13 protein-coding genes are annotated in these 16,161 nt (G+C 70.7%); 8 read left to right on the forward strand and 5 right to left on the reverse strand.

Features of this window, described 5'->3' with window-relative positions; translation table 11 throughout:
• Nucleotides 1–65 precede the first annotated feature (65 nt).
• Entirely contained in the window at nt 66–1,085 is a 1,020-nt protein-coding gene (locus FBY22_RS32435; RefSeq protein WP_142151536.1) for a TolB-like translocation protein, read from the forward strand.
• A gap of 12 nt (nt 1,086–1,097) precedes the next feature.
• Here FBY22_RS32435 and FBY22_RS32440 read toward each other — a convergent pair whose 3' ends face one another.
• Together FBY22_RS32440 and FBY22_RS32445 are read right to left on the reverse strand one after the other, a co-directional pair.
• Entirely contained in the window at nt 1,098–1,736 is a 639-nt protein-coding gene (locus FBY22_RS32440; protein WP_160159944.1) for a RusA family crossover junction endodeoxyribonuclease, read from the reverse strand.
• A 109-nt stretch (nt 1,737–1,845) separates the two neighbouring features.
• Nucleotides 1,846–3,207 (reverse strand): glutamine synthetase family protein, encoded by a 1,362-nt coding sequence (locus tag FBY22_RS32445; RefSeq protein WP_142151538.1) that lies wholly within the window; start codon nt 3,205–3,207, stop codon nt 1,846–1,848.
• 330 nt (nt 3,208–3,537) lie between these two features.
• On the opposite strand from FBY22_RS32445, the gene FBY22_RS32450 reads away from it, so the two are divergent.
• Complete coding sequence (locus tag FBY22_RS32450; protein ID WP_142151539.1) at nt 3,538–4,725, forward strand: globin domain-containing protein; 1,188 nt, start codon at nt 3,538–3,540, stop codon at nt 4,723–4,725.
• 220 nt (nt 4,726–4,945) lie between these two features.
• Here the strand turns inward: FBY22_RS32450 and FBY22_RS32455 are convergent, their stop codons facing one another.
• Nucleotides 4,946–5,380, reverse strand: coding sequence for an Rrf2 family transcriptional regulator (locus tag FBY22_RS32455; protein ID WP_142151540.1), 435 nt, complete (start codon nt 5,378–5,380; stop codon nt 4,946–4,948).
• Nucleotides 5,381–5,538: 158 nt separating this feature from the next.
• On the opposite strand from FBY22_RS32455, the gene FBY22_RS32460 reads away from it, so the two are divergent.
• The 6 genes from FBY22_RS32460 (at nt 5,539) to FBY22_RS32485 (ending at nt 13,339) form a co-directional block, all read left to right on the forward strand.
• Nucleotides 5,539–6,222, forward strand: coding sequence for a DUF3105 domain-containing protein (locus tag FBY22_RS32460; protein WP_142151541.1), 684 nt, complete (start codon nt 5,539–5,541; stop codon nt 6,220–6,222).
• Nucleotide 6,223: 1 nt separating this feature from the next.
• Nucleotides 6,224–6,850, forward strand: a complete 627-nt coding sequence (locus FBY22_RS32465; RefSeq protein ID WP_142151542.1) for a DUF305 domain-containing protein — start codon at nt 6,224–6,226, stop codon at nt 6,848–6,850.
• A 261-nt stretch (nt 6,851–7,111) separates the two neighbouring features.
• Complete coding sequence (locus FBY22_RS32470; protein WP_260845225.1) at nt 7,112–9,016, forward strand: protease pro-enzyme activation domain-containing protein; 1,905 nt, start codon at nt 7,112–7,114, stop codon at nt 9,014–9,016.
• 74 nt (nt 9,017–9,090) lie between these two features.
• Entirely contained in the window at nt 9,091–9,495 is a 405-nt protein-coding gene (locus tag FBY22_RS32475; RefSeq protein ID WP_142151544.1) for a hypothetical protein, read from the forward strand.
• A 104-nt stretch (nt 9,496–9,599) separates the two neighbouring features.
• Nucleotides 9,600–11,177 (forward strand): multicopper oxidase family protein, encoded by a 1,578-nt coding sequence (locus FBY22_RS32480; protein ID WP_142151545.1) that lies wholly within the window; start codon nt 9,600–9,602, stop codon nt 11,175–11,177.
• Between the two features lie 122 nt (nt 11,178–11,299).
• Complete coding sequence (locus FBY22_RS32485) at nt 11,300–13,339, forward strand: NAD(+) synthase (protein ID WP_142151546.1); 2,040 nt, start codon at nt 11,300–11,302, stop codon at nt 13,337–13,339.
• A 118-nt stretch (nt 13,340–13,457) separates the two neighbouring features.
• Here FBY22_RS32485 and FBY22_RS32490 read toward each other — a convergent pair whose 3' ends face one another.
• Nucleotides 13,458–14,675 (reverse strand): MFS transporter, encoded by a 1,218-nt coding sequence (locus FBY22_RS32490; protein ID WP_142151547.1) that lies wholly within the window; start codon nt 14,673–14,675, stop codon nt 13,458–13,460.
• A gap of 105 nt (nt 14,676–14,780) precedes the next feature.
• Nucleotides 14,781–15,749 carry an endonuclease/exonuclease/phosphatase family protein gene (locus FBY22_RS32495; RefSeq protein WP_399212573.1) on the reverse strand — a complete coding sequence of 323 codons (969 nt, stop codon included), beginning with the start codon at nt 15,747–15,749 and terminating at the stop codon, nt 14,781–14,783.
• Nucleotides 15,750–16,161: the final 412 nt, after the last annotated feature.

Raw genomic sequence — 16,161 nt, forward strand, 5'->3', positions numbered from 1 at the left:
GTGACCCCCGCCGCGCCCCCGCCGCTCGCCCTCCCGCGCCCGACCGCCGTCCGGAAGGGGCCCGCATGATCCTGCGCAACCGCATCCTCGTCCTGCTGGCGGCCCTGGCGGCGCTCGGGGCGGTCGCCGTGGCCTCGGTCCTGCACGCCTCGGCGCGCGCGGACCGGCGTGACCGGGCCCAGCCCGGCGGCCCGCAGGTGACCTCGGGGACCGTCACCCTGACCACCCCCGGCCGCATGGTCTTCCGCAACCTGGCGTGGGGCCCGCACCGCGACGAGCTGACGACGGTCCCGGCGACCGGCCCCTCCGGCCCGCGCACCGCCTCCGGCGTCAAGTGCCTGCGCTTCTACGCCGCCTCGGGCACCGGGGTGTGCCTGCAGGCGGTGCACGGCGCGGTCTCCGACACCTACCGGGCGGTCGTCCTCGACGCGCACCTGAAGGAGCGGGCGAGGTACGACGTCCCCGGCATCCCGTCCCGCGCCCGCGTCTCCCCGACGGGCCACTTCGCGGCGTGGACGGCCTTCGTGGGCGGCGACTCGTACGCCGGCACGAACTTCTCGACCCGCGCGGCGATCCTGGACGTCCGCACCGGGAAACTGACTCCGTCCCTGGAGGCCTACCGGGTAGTGAAGGACGGCCATGTCTACCGCGCGGCGGACCTGAACTTCTGGGGGGTGACGTTCGCGTCGGACGACCGCACGTTCTACGCGACGATGGCGACGCAGGGCCGGACCTACCTGGTCAGAGGCGACCTGCGCACCCGCACGGTCACCACGCTCCACACCAATGTCGAATGCCCGTCCCTGTCCCCCGACGACGCCCGGATCGCCTTCAAGAAACGGGTGCGGGGACTGCCGAGGGACGCCCCCTGGCGGCTGTACGTCCTCGACCTGCGCACGATGCGGGAAACCCCGCTGGCCGAGCCTCGCAGCGTCGACGACCAGGCGGTCTGGCGCGACGCCCACACCCTGGTCTACGCCCTCCCCGGCGACTACGGCGCAGACCTGTACACGATCCCGGCGGACGGCACGGGAAAGCCGCGGCGCATCAGCACCGCGGCGGTGTCACCGGCGTTCGTGGGCTAGTTCCTTCGGCGATCAGAAATCCGCGTGGGGAAGGACCTTGAACCTCCCCAACCGCGCACGGGGAAAAGGCCGCACCAGCGGAAGGACGTTCCGTGCGACGCCTTCCGCGATTCCCGCGTCGAGCATCCGCCGGTATCCCTCCAGCGCCTGGCGATACCTGCTCACCAGAGCCACCTGAGCCGACCTGTCCATCCGCGGCAGCAGGTAACAGCGGTCCGCGCTGAACTCCACGAAAGAAAGCCCCTCGCGCGACACGTAGTCGTCTCTCATCAACGCCGTGAACTTCAGCTCGAAGCCGGTCTGCCCCGCCGGCGTCATCCAAGAGGCGTCGATCGACTGGATCTGGTTGTCGTCGATCATGATGCCGTCGGCGCCGGTGACGGCGTCGAGGATCGGTTTCATGACGTTGTCGAGGTCCGCCACCAGATGGGTCTGGTAGCGGCGTGACTCCTCGATGAGCCACACGAGGTTCACTTCGACGTCGTGCGTGAACACACCCGTCGTGGCCCTCTGGACAGCAGCACCGAGAGCGGCCTTGAAGCCGGCCTTCCGTGCGGGATCGGCCTGGAGGGAAACGGGATCCACCGCGCTCCGGATCTCGACCCGCCCGTAGTCACGGAACTCCCGCACCACGAAGTCGCGTTCGGTCACCCCTGAACTGGACATGGACGGCATGCTCTCAACGCCCGACGATCACCACAAGCGCGAGCGGGGCTGACGGCCCACGCCCGACAGCCCCACCCGACGAACCGATCCGCGCTTACAGCACCGGCAGGTTCTTCCGCAGTTCGAACGCCGTGACCTCGCTGCGGTACTCCTCCCACTCCTGGCGCTTGTTGCGCAAGAAGAAGTCGAAGACGTGCTCGCCCAGGGTCTCGGCCACCAGGTCGCTGCGTTCCATCAGGGTCAGGGCCTCGCCCAGGTTCTGCGGGAGCGGCTCGATGCCCATCGCGCGGCGCTCGGCGTCGGAGAGGGCCCAGACGTCGTCCTCGGCGCCCGGCGGGAGTTCGTAGCCCTCCTCGATGCCCTTGAGGCCGGCGGCCAGGAGGACGGCGTAGGTGAGGTAGGGGTTGGCGCCGGAGTCGATGGAGCGGACCTCCACGCGCGCGGAGCCGGTCTTGCCGGGCTTGTACATGGGCACGCGGACCAGGGCGCTGCGGTTGTTGTGACCCCAGCAGATGTAGGAGGGCGCCTCGCCGCCGGCGCCGGCGGTGCGCTCGGAGCCGCCCCAGATGCGCTTGTAGGAGTTGACCCACTGGTTGGTGACGGCCGAGATCTCCGCCGCGTGACGCAGCAGGCCCGCGATGAAGGAGCGGCCGACCTTGGAGAGCTGGTACTCCGAGCCGGACTCGTAGAACGCGTTGCGGTCGCCCTCGAAGAGGGAGAGGTGGGTGTGCATCCCGGAGCCCGGGTGCTCGGAGAACGGCTTCGGCATGAACGTCGCCTGGACGCCCTGCTCCAGCGCCACCTGCTTCATGACCAGGCGGAAGGTCATGATGTTGTCGGCCGTCGAGAGGGCGTCGGCGTAGCGGAGGTCGATCTCCTGCTGGCCGGGGGCGCCCTCGTGGTGGGAGAACTCGACCGAGATGCCCATCGACTCCAGCATGGTGATCGCCTGGCGGCGGAAGTCCATGCCGATGTTCTGCGGGGTGTGGTCGAAGTAGCCGGAGTTGTCGGCGGGGGTGGGGCGGGTGCCGTCGAGGGGGCGGTCCTTCAGCAGGAAGAACTCGATCTCGGGGTGGGTGTAGAAGGTGAAGCCCAGGTCGGAGCCGCGCGTGAGGGCACGCTTGAGGACGTAGCGCGGGTCGGCGAAGGACGGGGAGCCGTCCGGCATGAGGATGTCGCAGAACATGCGGGCGGTGCCGGGGGCCTCGGCGCGCCAGGGCAGGACCTGGAAGGTGGACGGGTCCGGCTTGGCGATCATGTCGGACTCGTACACGCGGGCGAAGCCCTCGATGGCCGAACCGTCGAAGCCGATGCCCTCGTCGAAGGCCTGTTCCAGCTCGGCCGGGGCCACGGCCACGGACTTGAGGAAGCCCAGCACGTCCGTGAACCACAGGCGTACGAACCGGATGTCCCGCTCCTCCAAGGTCCGGAGCACGAACTCCTGCTGCTTGTCCATCTTCCGCTTCCCCATCCTTGCTGGTCAGGCCGCCTGTCTCCCTGTCCCGCAGGAGGCGGTCGGGCACCTGAGCATCACACCACAACAGCATTTCATGCGCGTTGCCGACCTTGATCGTCGAGACGGCCTCGGCCTGAACGCCTCCCATACGGCGGGTGTACGGCTCCGCAGCCCATCTTGCCTGCTCGGACCGACATCCGTAACGCCCGGATCCCCTCCATCCGTGAGCGACGCCACTCCCTGATAATTTGCATCTCAAATGCAAGTTTAACTACGGTTCCGATCAGCCGAGTTCGCAGGACCGGGCTCGGACGACCAAGAGGAGCCCCGATGCTGTCCGAACAAGCCGCCGTCACCGTCCGCGCCACACTCCCCGCCGTCGGCGCGCACCTCGACGAGATCACCGAGCGCTTCTACGCCGGCCTGTTCACCGCCCGTCCCGAGCTGCTGCGCGACCTGTTCAACCGCGGCAACCAGGCGGCCGGCACGCAGCGCCAGGCGCTCGCCGGTTCGATCGCGGCCTTCGCGACGCACCTCCTGGAACACCCGGAGTCGCGTCCGGACGCGATGCTGGCCCGCATCGCGCACAAGCACGCCTCCCTGGGGGTCACGCCGGAGCAGTACGCCCTGGTCCACGAGCACCTCTTCGCCGCCATCGCCGGCGTCCTCGGCGAGGCCGTGACTCCCGAGGTCGCGGCCGCCTGGGACGAGGTCTACTGGCTGATGGCGAACGCCCTCGTCGCGATCGAGAAGCGCCTGTACGAGGAGTCCGGCGAACCGGGCTGGCGGAACTGGGAGGTCGTCGAGCGCGTCGCCGAGACCGCGGACGTCGTCACCTTCCGGCTGCGCCCGGCCGACGGCGGGCCGGTCGCCGACTTCCGCGCCGGCCAGTACGTCTCCGTGCGCGCCGAGCTCCCTGACGGCGCCCGTCAGATACGCCAGTACAGCCTGTCCGGGGCGCCCGGTTCGACCCTCCGGCAGATCAGCGTCAAGCGGGTCCTGGACGCCGGGGACGCGCCCGACGGCGAGGTGTCGAACCACCTCCACGCGCGCGTGCGCGAGGGCGACGTCCTGGAGCTGTCCGCCCCGTACGGCGACCTCGTCCTCGAGGACGCCGCCGACACGCCCCTGCTGCTCGCCTCCGCCGGCATCGGAGTGACCCCGATGGTCGCCATGCTGGCGCGGCTCGCGGAGACCGGTCACCGCGCCCCGGTCACGGTCGTCCACGGCGACCGCTCCCCCGCCGACCACGCCCTGCGCGCCAACCACGAGGCCTACGCCGAAAAGCTCCCCGACGCGGCCGTGCACTTCTGGTACGAGCAGGACGCGACGCCGGGCACCCGCACCGGCCTGGTCGACCTCGACACCGTCGACGTCCCGGCGGGCACGCGCGCGTACCTGTGCGGACCGCTGCCCTTCATGCGGGCGGTACGCGCCGGCCTGCTGGAGAAGGGCGTCGCCGCGTCCGACATCCACTACGAGGTCTTCGGCCCCGACCTGTGGCTGAGCCGGGCCTGAGCCGCGCACGACCGGGCCTGCGCACGGCCCGATCCAGGACACCCGCCGACCGGGCCCGGTCCACGGCACGGGCCACGGCCCGGTAGCGGACACCACACGCGCCCGGGCCCATGCCGGACACTCTGCTGATCCGCGCCCGCCGCGGGCACCCGGGAACCCCATCCGGCTCGGAACACCCGAAAGTCCCGCCCCGCCCGGGCACGCGGAAGCGCGCCCCGGCTCAGGACGCCCGCGAGATCCCCAGCAGCAACGGCCCCGTCGGTTCCGCGACGATGTCCTTCACGGTCAGTGGGTCCAGGGTGGCGAAGAACGCCTCCTGGGCCCGGCGGAGCGCGCCGCGCAGGCGGCAGGCCGAGTTGAGTGGGCAGGGCGTCGATCCCTCGCAGTCGACCACGTCGCCGTCGCCCTCGAAGGCGCGGACGACGGCGCCCACGGACGCCGTGCGGCCCCGCTCGGTGAGGGAGAGTCCGCCGCCCCGGCCGCGGCGGGCGTCGACCAGCCCCATGTGCTGCAGTTCGGCGACGACCTTCGCCGCGTGGGTGTAGGGCACGTCCACGCCGGCGGCGACCTCGCGGGTCGTGGGGCTGGAGTCGCCCGCGACGGCGAGCCGCATCAGGACGCGCAGGGCGAGGTCGGTGGAGCGCAGCAGCCGCATGGAACCAGCGTAGATAATGCGCATCCGCGGTTCAAATTATCGGTCGGCAGTGGTCGGTATCGGTCGGCAGCGGTTGGCTGTGACCCGTCTACGAGATCACCGCCCGGCCCCACTACGATCAGTCACCCGACCGTCCCATTTCCCAGAAGGACCCCGCGATGGCTTCCGGCAACAAGAGCAGCGGCGCGGCACGCAGGGCGCGCATAGAGGAGATGCGGCGCGCCGAGCAGGCCCGTGAGCGGCGCAACCGGATTCTGACCATCGGCGCGAGCGTGGTCGTGGTCGCCGCTCTGGTCGTCGGCGGCGTCCTCGTCGTGAAGTCGCAGAGCGGCGACAACGGCAAGAAGGACACCGCGAGCGACGCCAAGGGCGGCAACTCCGGGGACTCCGGCCACTTCGTCACCGGCAAGGACGGCGTGCGCACCTGGACGGGCAAGCTGTCGCGCACGCATGTCACCGGGACGGTGAACTACCCGATGCACCCGCCGGTCGGCGGCAACCACAACCAGGTGTGGCTCAACTGCAACGGCGACGTCTACACCAAGGCCGTGCACGACGAGAACGCCGTGCACGCGCTCGAGCACGGCGCCGTGTGGGTGACGTACACGAGCAAGGCGAAGAAGGCGGACGTGGACACGCTCGCGGCGAAGGTGAAGCAGACGCCGTACACGCTGATGAGCCCGTACGAGAAGCAGACCTCGCCGATCGAGCTGTCGGCCTGGGGGCACCAGCTGGGTGTGACGAGCGCGAGCGACCCGAAGGTCGCCAAGTTCTTCGAGACGTACGTGCAGGGCAAGCAGACGCCCGAGCCGGGTGCCTCGTGCACCGGCGGGACGATGTGACGTGAAGCGGCACATCGGCTGGATCACGGGGGCCGCCGCCGCGGTCCTCGTCGCGGCCGGCGCGGTCACCTACGCGGTCGCCGAGGACGACGGTTCCGGCCCGAGTACGCCGTCCGCCGACTCCGCGGACGCCGGGTTCGCCCGGGACATGGCGGTGCACCACCAGCAGGCCGTCGAGATGTCGTACATCGTGCGGGACCGCACGAAGAACGAGGAAGTGCGGCGGCTCGCCTACGACATCGCCCAGACGCAGGCCAACCAGCGCGGCATGCTGCTGGGCTGGCTGGACCTGTGGGGGCTGCCGAAGGTGTCGGCGGACCCGCCGATGACCTGGATGGGCATGGGTGACATGGCGTCCGGCAAGGACGGCGCGCTGATGCCCGGGATGGCCACCAACACCGAGCTGGAGAAGCTGCGGACGCTCGGCGGCAAGCAGGCCGAGGTGCTGTACCTGCAGCTCATGACGGACCATCACAAGGGCGGTGTCCACATGGCCGAGGGCTGTGTCGCCAAGTGCACGGTCGGGGTGGAGAAGCGGCTCGCGCAGGGCATGGTCGACGCACAGCGGTCGGAGATCCAGCTGATGGCGGACATGCTCGAGGAGCGGGGCGCGAAAGCGCGTTCCTAGCAATTCGGACCTCGCCACCACGGGGACGAAAGCACCAAATCGCCCTTCATGACGGTTCTTTGAGGTTCTCTTGGCCTGCGATTTCCCCTGGCATGAACGGTTCATCGAAAGAGTGACCCCCATCGCTTGATCCACAGCCCGCGCCTCCGCCGCGGAGCGGGATGTCTACGCGGATCACGCGACGAGACGACCACACATGCGAAGAACCGCATCGCAGGGGGTTCCATGAGATCCAACCGCGCCAGACTTCGCGCCACGAGCATGGCGGCAACTCTGCCCATGCTCGCCGGTGCGTTGGCGCTCGGCATACCCGCGGCGCACGCTGCGGACAACCCGGCCAGGGACGCGCTCGTGGGCACCAAGCCCGCGTGGGCGACGGCCAAGGCGGACAAGGGCGATGCCTCCAACGGCACCCAGCTCTCCCTCCGGGTCTATCTGGCCGGCAAGGACGCGGCGGGCCTCGCGGCCTACGCAAGGGCCGTGTCCGACCCGAGCTCGCCGCTCTACGGCAAGTACCTCAGCTCCAAGAAGGCGCAGACCCGCTTCGGCGCGACCAAGGCCCAGGTGGCCGCGGTCAAGTCGTGGCTGACGTCGAACGGCCTGAAGGTCACCGGCGTCACGCGGCACTACGTCTCCGTCTCCGGTGACGTGGCCGCCGCCGAGAAGGCGTTCGGCACGCAGCTGCACAACTTCACCAAGGGCTCGAAGACCTACCGCGCGCCGTCGAAGACGGCCTCGGTGCCGGACAGCCTCAAGGGCGCCGTCCTGACCGTCACCGGCCTGGACAACGCCCCGCACATGTCGCGCCACGACGACCAACTGCCGCCGCCGGAGACCGTGTTCCGCAACTCCGGGCCGTTCTCGTCGTACTACGGCTCGAACATCGCGAGCACGCTGCCCGACGCGTACGGATCGAAGATCCCGTACGCCATCAAGGGTTACACCGGCAAGCAGCTGCGCGCCGCCTACGGCGCGGGCAGCTACACCGGCAAGGGCGTCCGCGTCGCCATCACGGACGCCTACGCCTCGCCGACCATCGCCCTCGACGCGCAGACGTACGCGACGAAGCACGGCGACGCCAAGTGGACGACGGGTCAGCTGCACCAGGTGCTGCCCACGAAGTACACGAACACCAAGGACTGCTCCGCCGCCGGCTGGTACGGCGAGGAGACCCTGGACGTCGAGGCCGTGCACGCGGTCGCGCCGGCCGCGGACGTCACCTACGTGGGCTCGGCCTCGTGCATGGACTCCGACCTGCTGGACTCGCTGAGCAAGGTGGTCGACAACCACCTCGCGGACATCGTGTCCAACTCGTGGGGCGACATCGAGGCCAACCAGACGCCGGACCTCGCGGCCGCCTACGACCAGGTGTTCCAGTTCGGCGCGGTCGAGGGCATCGGCTTCTACTTCTCCTCCGGTGACAACGGCGACGAGGTCGCCAACACCGGTGTGAAGCAGGTCGACACCCCGGCCAACTCGGCCTGGGTGACGGCGGTCGGCGGTACCTCGCTCGCGGTGGGCAAGAGCAACAACTACCAGTGGGAAACCGGCTGGGGCACCGAGAAGGCCGTGCTGTCGGCCGACGGCAAGAGCTGGACCAACTTCCCCGGCGCCTTCACCTCGGGCGCGGGCGGTGGCACCAGCAAGACGGTCGCCGAGCCGTACTACCAGAAGGGCGTCGTCCCGAACGCGCTCGCCACGGCCAACAACGCCGAGGGCAACCGCGTGGTCCCGGACATCGCGGCCATCGCCGACCCGAACACCGGCTTCCTGGTCGGCCAGACCCAGACCATGCCGGACGGGAAGACCCAGGCCTACGACGAGTACCGCATCGGCGGCACCTCGCTCGCGGCCCCGGTCATCGCGGCCGTCCAGGCCCTGGCCCAGGAGGCACGCGGCGGCAAGGCGATCGGCTTCGCCAACCCGGAGATCTACGCCCGTTACGGCAAGGGCGTGTACCACGACGTGACCGACAACCCGACGGGCTCCGGCCTGGCGGAGGCCCGCGTGGACTTCGCCAACGGCTACGACGCCACCGGCGGCCTGGTCACCTCGGTCCGCAGCCTCGGCAAGGACAGCTCGCTGTCCGCGGTCAAGGGCTACGACGACGTCACCGGCGTGGGCTCGCCCGCGAACGGCTACGTGGAGTCGTACAAGCGCCCCTGAGGTCCACGCGACACCAGCGGCAGCCGCGCCCGCTCCCTCCGGGGAGCGGGCGTTCGCATGGGTAGGGTGCCCACATGACCGGATCGAGAGGCGGGACGTACGGGCTGCTGCTGCTCGCCGTGCTGCTCCTCGACATCGTGACCATGCACACCCTGGGGCATCCCGCGGAGCAGGGTTCGGGGTCCCCGTCACCCGTCGGGACGCACGTCGGTCACCTGATGGCCGCGCCGTTCCCCGTGTCGGCGCACGTGCCGGTGGCGGGTTCCGAATCCGCCGCCATGAGCGGCATGAACCCCGGGTCCGTGTGCCTGGCCGTTCTCGGCGCCTTCACGCTCGTCGTCCTGCTGGCGGCGGCGTTCGGCAGCAGCCCGCCCGCGCCGCTCTCCCCACCCCGGCCCGCCCGCCTGCTGCGGGCCTTGTGGCCCGACCCACCTCCCGCCGGACCGTCGTTCAACGGTCTGGCGGTGCTGCGCATATAGGCCTCGCACCAGCCGCTTCGGCCTGCCCTCATGGAGGAGCGCCCCGAAGCGGCAGACGCGTCCGGCCCATCTTCAGCACCCTTCAGACGAGGTGTCAGCACATCATGCGTACTCCCACACGCCGCTCCGTTCTCGGCGCGTCCGTCACCCTCGCCGGGACGGGAGTCCTGGCCGCCTGCTCCGACTCGGTCGCGAGCACCACCATCCCGGGCGGCTCCGCCGTGAGCGCCCCCAAGGGCTATGTCGTCCCGGACGGCGAGGAGGTGGCCGCAGCCGAGAAGAAGCGCGCCGCGAGCGGCGGCACCGTCCGCAAGGTCCGCCTCACCGCCGCCGAGAGCCGGCTGGACCTCGGCGAGCGCACGGTCAGGTCCTGGTCCTACGGCGGTGACCTGCCCGGCGAGGAGATCCGGGTCACCGCGGGCGACACCCTCGCCCTGACCCTGGCCAACCACCTGCCGGACACCACCTCCTTGCACTGGCACGGCATCGCCCTGCGCAACGACATGGACGGCGTCCCCGGCCTGACCCAGCGTCCGATCGCGTCGGGCACGGAGTTCCACTACTGCTTCACCGTCCCGCATCCGGGCACGTACTGGTTCCACCCGCACGCCGGAGTCCAGCTGGACCGGGGACTGTACGCCCCGCTGATCGTCGACGACCCCCGTGAGCCCCTGTCGTACGACAGGGAGTGGGTTGTGCTGCTGGACGACTGGGTCGACGGGGTGGACGGCTCCACCCCGAACGCCGTGCTCCACGAACTGCGCGGGGGGATGGGCGGCATGGACATGGGCGGCTCCATGTCCGGCATGTCGATGCGGACGGAGAGTGCGACGTCATCGGACTCCGGCCCCTCCAGGAGGCTGACGGGCGCCCACAGCGACAAGCTGGGCGGCGACCCCGGCGACGTGGCGTACCCGTACTACCTCGTCAACGGGCGGACGGCGAAGGCCCCTTCGGTCTTCCGGGCCCGACCCGGGGACCGGATCCGCATCCGCTTCATCAACGCCGGCGGGGACACCGCCTTCCGCGTCGCCCTCGGCGGCCACGAGCTGACGGTGACGCACACCGACGGCTACCCGGTGCGGCACGCGAAGGGGGACGCGCTGCTGATCGGCATGGGCGAGCGGTACGACGTGGTGGTGACGGCCGGCGACGGCACCTTCCCGCTGACCGCGCTGGCCGAGGGCAAGGACGCGTCCACGATGGCCGTCCTGCGCACCGGCGGCGGCGCGGCACCCACCGCCGAGGCCAGCCCGCGGGAGCTCGACGGAAGGCTCCTGGCCGCGCACAAGCTCACGGCGGACGAGTCGGTGGCGCTGAAGCGGAGGTCGCCGGACCGGACGATCAGGCTGCAGCTGACCGGCACGATGACGCACTACGACTGGGCCTTCGACGGCAAGCCCTACAACGCCTCGCAGCGCCACCCCGTGCGCGCCGGGGAACGGGTCCGGCTGGAGTTCCGCAACCGGACGTCCATGTGGCACCCGATCCATCTGCACGGCCACACCTTCGCCCTGGCCAAGGGGCAGGACGGGCCGCGCAAGGACACGGCGCTGGTGCTCCCCGGGGGCATGCTCACGGTCGACTTCGACGCCGACAACCCGGGCCTGTGGATGCTCCACTGCCACAACGTCTACCACTCGGAGGCGGGAATGATGACGGTGGTGGGGTACCAGAGCTGAGGACGCGGGGCGCCCGGGGGGCGCGGGGAGTGGTGCGAGCCACCCCCGCACCCCCCATCGCGTCGCTTTGACGATTACACTGGGCGCCCGCCTCGACTCCGCCTTCACCCGAGGAAGCACCGTTGAACTTCTGGTCGATCTATCAGCACGGCTTCGCACGCGTCGCCGCGTGCACGGGCCACACCGTCATCACCGACCCGCCCGCCAACGCCGAGGCGGTCCTGCGCCATGCGCGCAGGTGCGCCGAGGAGAGTGTCGCGGTCGCCGTCTTCCCGGAGATGGTGCTGTGCGGCTACTCGATCGAGGACCTGCTGCTGCAGGACGCGCTGCTCGACGAGGTCGAGGGCGCGCTGCGGGAAGTGGTGGCCGGCTCGGCCGAGCTGCTGCCGGTCCTGGTCGTCGGCGCCCCGCTGCGGCACCGCAACCGGGTCTACAACTGCGCGGTGATCGTGCACCGCGGCCGGGTCCTGGGCGTGGTGCCCAAGTCGTACCCGCCGAACTACCGCGAGTTCTACGAACGCCGCCAGATCGGCGACGGCGCCGACGAGCGGGGCGGGTCGATCCGGGTCGGCGGTGAGACGGTGCCGTTCGGCGTGGACCTGCTGTTCGCCGCCGAGGACGTGCCCGGTCTGGTGCTGCACGCGGAGATCTGCGAGGACATGTGGGTGCCGGTGCCGCCCAGCGCGGAGGCGGCCCTGGCCGGTGCGACGGTCCTGCTGAACCTCTCGGGCAGCCCGATCACGGTGGGCCGCGCCGAGGACCGCAAGCTGCTGTGCCGCTCGGCGTCCTCCCGCTGTCTGGCCGCGTACGTCTACGCGGCGGCAGGTCTCGGCGAGTCGACCACCGACCTGTCCTGGGACGGACAGGCCATGGTCTACGAGAACGGCGTGCTGCTGGCCGAGACCGAGCGCTTCCCGCTGGGCGACGAGTACGCGGTGGCCGACGTGGACCTCGACCTGCTGCGGCAGGAGCGGCTGCGGATGGGCACGTTCGACGAGAACCGGCGCACCCACCAGAGCCGCACCGGCGACTTTCGGACGGTGACGTTCGCACTCGAGCCGCCCATGGGCGACCTGGGCCTCAGGCGCCGTCTCGAACGCTTCCCGTTCGTGCCGGCCGACGCCGAGCGGCTCGCCCTGGACTGCTACGAGGCGTACAACATCCAGGTCGCGGGCCTCCAGCAGCGCCTGGTGTCGATCGGCGGCCCGAAGGTCGTCATCGGGGTGTCCGGCGGTCTGGACTCCACGCACGCGCTGATCGTCGCCGCCCGGGCGATGGACCGCGCGGGCCGGCCGCGCAGCGACATCCTGGCCTGGACCCTGCCCGGGTTCGCCACCAGCGACCACACCAAGGACAACGCCCACAAGCTGATGAACTCGCTCGGCGTCACCTCGGCCGAGCTCGACATCACGCCGACCGCGCGGCTGATGCTGCGGGAGATGGACCACCCGTTCGCCGCCGGCGAGCCGGTGTACGACGTCACCTTCGAGAACGTGCAGGCCGGTCTGCGCACCGACTACCTGTTCCGGCTGGCCAACCAGCGCGGCGGCATCGTGCTCGGCACCGGTGACCTCTCCGAGCTGGCCCTCGGCTGGTCGACGTACGGCGTCGGCGACCAGATGAGCCACTACAACGTCAACGGCGGTGTGCCGAAGACGCTGATCCAGCATCTGATCCGGTGGGTCATCAGCAGCGGCCAGTTCGACGAGGAGACCGGCAAGACGCTCGCCGCGATCCTCGACACCGAGATCAGCCCGGAGCTGGTGCCGGGCGAGGAGATGCAGTCGACGGAGTCGAAGATCGGGCCGTACGCGCTGCACGACTTCACGCTCTTCCATGTGCTGCGCTACGGCTTCCGGCCCTCGAAGATCGCGTTCCTGGCCTGGCACGCCTGGCACGACCCGGAGGCCGGCGACTGGCCGCCGAACTTCCCCGACGCCAAGCGGGTCGCCTACGACCTGCCGGAGATCCGGCGGTGGCTCGAGGTGTTCTGCCGGCGGTTCTTCGGGTTCGCGCAGTTCAAGCGGTCGGCGATGCCCAACGGTCCGAAGGTGTCGGCGGGCGGTTCGCTGTCGCCGCGGGGTGACTGGCGGGCGCCGAGCGACAGTTCGGCGCGGGCGTGGCTGCGGGATCTGGAGCGGTTCGAGGAGTTGGCCGAGTAGGCGGTGCGGTGCGGGTCGGTGGGGGTGCTCGGCCCTGGGGGCTGCGCCCCCAGACCCCCCGTCGGCCCTTCGGGCCTCGTCCTCGAACGCCGGCCGGGCTGAGAATGCCCGACGGCGTCTAGCGGTGCAGGACCTCCGACGCCTCCGGCAGATGTACGGCGACGAGACGCTCCCTGTCACGCTGCGGCACCGCGCGGCGGTCCACCGCGTACGCCACCCCCGCGACCCCCAGCCCCAGCACCGCCAGCATCGCGCCCGCCGGGGCCGGGGACGTGACTCCGAAGCCCGCGGCCAGGGCGGCGCCGCCGATCCAGGCTCCGCCCGCGTTCGCCAGGTTGAAGGCGGCCTGGTTGGCCGAGGACGCGAGCGACGGGGCCGCCGACGCCTTCTCCATGACCATCAGCTGGAGCGGGGAGCCGGTGATGAAGGCGGCCGCTCCGAGCAGGGTCACCGCGAGGGCCGCGCTCCACTGGGCGGACATCAGCAGGGGGAACAGGGCCAGGACGGCCGCCAGGGCGAGCAGGCCGCCGAAGAGGGTGCCGCGCAGGGCGTGGTCCGCCAGGCGTCCGCCGAGCAGGTTGCCGATGGTCGCGCCGACGCCGAAGAGGGCGAGGAGCAGGGTGACGCTGGTCTCGGCGTATCCGGCGGCATCCGTGAGCATCGGGGTGATGTAGCTGTACGCGGAGAACAGCGCGCCGAATCCGGCGACCGTGGTGCCCAGGGCCAGCCACACCGGCAGGGACCTGAGGGCGGTCAGCTCGCGGCGCAGCCCGGCGGCCGGTGCCTGCGTGTGATCGTGCGGGATGAGCAGGGCCAGCGCGACGATCGCCGCGAGGCCGATCGTGCTGACTCCGAGGAAGGTGGCCCGCCATCCCAGGTGCTGGCCCATGAGCGTGGCGACCGGCACGCCCGCGATGTTGGCGACCGTCAGGCCGAGGAACATCAGCGAGACGGAGCGGGCCTTGCGCTCGGGCGCGACCATGTTCGTGGCGACGACCGCGCCCACACCGAAGAAGGCGCCGTGCGGCAGGCCGCTGAGGAAGCGGGCCGCGAGCAGGGAGTCGTAGCCCGGGGCGAACGCCGAGAGCGCGTTGCCCGCCACGAACAGCGCCATCAGGCCGATCAGGACCGTGCGCCGGGACATCCGCGCGGTCAGCGCGGCGAGCAGCGGGGCGCCGATCACCACGCCCAGCGCGTACGCCGAGACCAGGTGACCGGCGGTGGGGATGGAGATGTGCAGGTCGGTCGCGACGTCGGGCAGCAGGCCCATCATCACGAACTCTGTGGTGCCTATACCGAAAGCGCCGACGGCCAGAGCGAGCAGGGCCAGGGGCATGAAGGGGCCTGTTCCTTTCCGAGATCGGAAGTCAGAGGGACGTGTGTTCCGCCAGTGTATGTTCACTGGCGGAACAAAGCCTCTCAGGCCCACTATTCCGCAGGGTTACGAGCTGGTGTCCAGGTTCACACGGGCCGCCACCGGCAGGTGGTCGCTCCCCGTCGCCGGCAGCGTCCACGAGCTCACCGGTTCGACGCCCTTGACCATGATCTGGTCGATGCGCGCCATCGGGAACGAGGCCGGCCAGCTGAACCCGAACCCGTTGCCCGCCGCGCCCTGCGTGGAGCGCATCTGGGAGGTGACGCCGTTGAGGGAACGGTCGTTCATGGTGCCGTTGAGGTCGCCGAGCAGCACCTTGCGCGGCAGCTTCTCGTCGGCGATGGCCTCGCCCAGCGCGTCGGCACTGGTGTCCCGCTGGCGGGCGGTGAACCCTGCCTTCAGCTTCACGCGGACCGACGGCATGTGGGCGACGTAGAAGGCGACCGGGCCCTGCGGGGTGGTGACCGAGGCCCGCATCGCGCGCGTCCAGCCCAGCTTGATGTCGACGGCCCTGACACCGCTCATCGGGTACTTGCTCCACAGGCCGACGGTGCCCTGCACGGAGTGGTACTTGTAGGTCGGCGCCAGCGCCTTCTCGTAGACCGGGACGACCGAGGCCTTCAGCTCCTCCAAAGCCAGCACGTCCGCGCCGGAGGCGGCCACGTCACGGGCGGTGCCCGCCGGGTCGGGGTTGTCGGCGTTGACGTTGTGCGTGGCCACGGTGAGGTCGCCGCCGCTGCCGGTCTTGTCGGTGAGCAGGCCGCCGAAGAGGTTCAGCCACACGGCGACCGGAAGGATCAGCGCGATCAGGGCCGTGGCCGACCTGCGCACCACGGCGAGCAGGAACAGGACCGGGACCAGCAGGCCCAGCCAGGGCAGGAAGGTCTCGGTGAGACTGCCCAGGTTGCCGATGGTGTTGGGGACCCGCGCGTGCAGCAGCATGACCAGGGCCAGGACCACCGCGAGGGCCGCGAGGACGATGCCCCGGCGCCAGATTCTCGGGTCACCGCGCCAGCCGGAGATCAGACGGTTCATCAGGCGCCGGAACCGGGCTCCCCGACGCTCGGGCCCCGAGCCGCCGTTGTCCGTCTCCGTCATGTATGCCTGCTGCGCCATACCGCGTCGCCTCACTGCCTGCCGTGCACACCGTTCGTCCCCCGAGGAGGGGGAGGCCCCTGAGGGCGTGTGTCGAAAGTGCCGTCGTCCGCCCGAAGGGCGGCCCCCGCGGTGTCTGGCGCGTGCGATCGCAAGGCGCCGGAGCGCCCTGACAGCGGAGCTGTTCGGGCGTTTCGGCAACGCCGCGAGCGTGCGTGCCAGACACCGCGGGGCAGGCGGGACTTTCGACACACGCCCTACTAAGACCCTAGGGGATGATCGGCGTCGATCCTGCCGCCGTGCGGCGGCCGTACGGGCAGTGGGACGAAGGGGCCGACGTCACGGGTTCCGT

This window comes from Streptomyces sp. SLBN-31 (assembly GCF_006715395.1).
Classification (GTDB): Bacteria; Actinomycetota; Actinomycetes; order Streptomycetales; family Streptomycetaceae; genus Streptomyces.

Excerpts from the sequence above, each read along its gene's own strand:
- FBY22_RS32435 (WP_142151536.1), top strand. The coding sequence starts at position 66 with ATGATCCTGCGCAACCGCATCCTCGTCCTGCTGGCGGCCCTGGCGGCG.
- FBY22_RS32445 (WP_142151538.1), bottom strand. The coding sequence starts at position 3,207 with ATGGACAAGCAGCAGGAGTTCGTGCTCCGGACCTTGGAGGAGCGGGAC.
- FBY22_RS32450 (WP_142151539.1), top strand. The coding sequence starts at position 3,538 with ATGCTGTCCGAACAAGCCGCCGTCACCGTCCGCGCCACACTCCCCGCC.
- FBY22_RS32455 (WP_142151540.1), bottom strand. The coding sequence starts at position 5,380 with ATGCGGCTGCTGCGCTCCACCGACCTCGCCCTGCGCGTCCTGATGCGG.
- FBY22_RS32460 (WP_142151541.1), top strand. The coding sequence starts at position 5,539 with ATGGCTTCCGGCAACAAGAGCAGCGGCGCGGCACGCAGGGCGCGCATA.
- FBY22_RS32470 (WP_260845225.1), top strand. The coding sequence starts at position 7,112 with ATGGCGGCAACTCTGCCCATGCTCGCCGGTGCGTTGGCGCTCGGCATA.
- FBY22_RS32475 (WP_142151544.1), top strand. The coding sequence starts at position 9,091 with ATGACCGGATCGAGAGGCGGGACGTACGGGCTGCTGCTGCTCGCCGTG.
- FBY22_RS32480 (WP_142151545.1), top strand. The coding sequence starts at position 9,600 with ATGCGTACTCCCACACGCCGCTCCGTTCTCGGCGCGTCCGTCACCCTC.
- FBY22_RS32490 (WP_142151547.1), bottom strand. The coding sequence starts at position 14,675 with ATGCCCCTGGCCCTGCTCGCTCTGGCCGTCGGCGCTTTCGGTATAGGC.
- FBY22_RS32495 (WP_399212573.1), bottom strand. The coding sequence starts at position 15,749 with ATGAACCGTCTGATCTCCGGCTGGCGCGGTGACCCGAGAATCTGGCGC.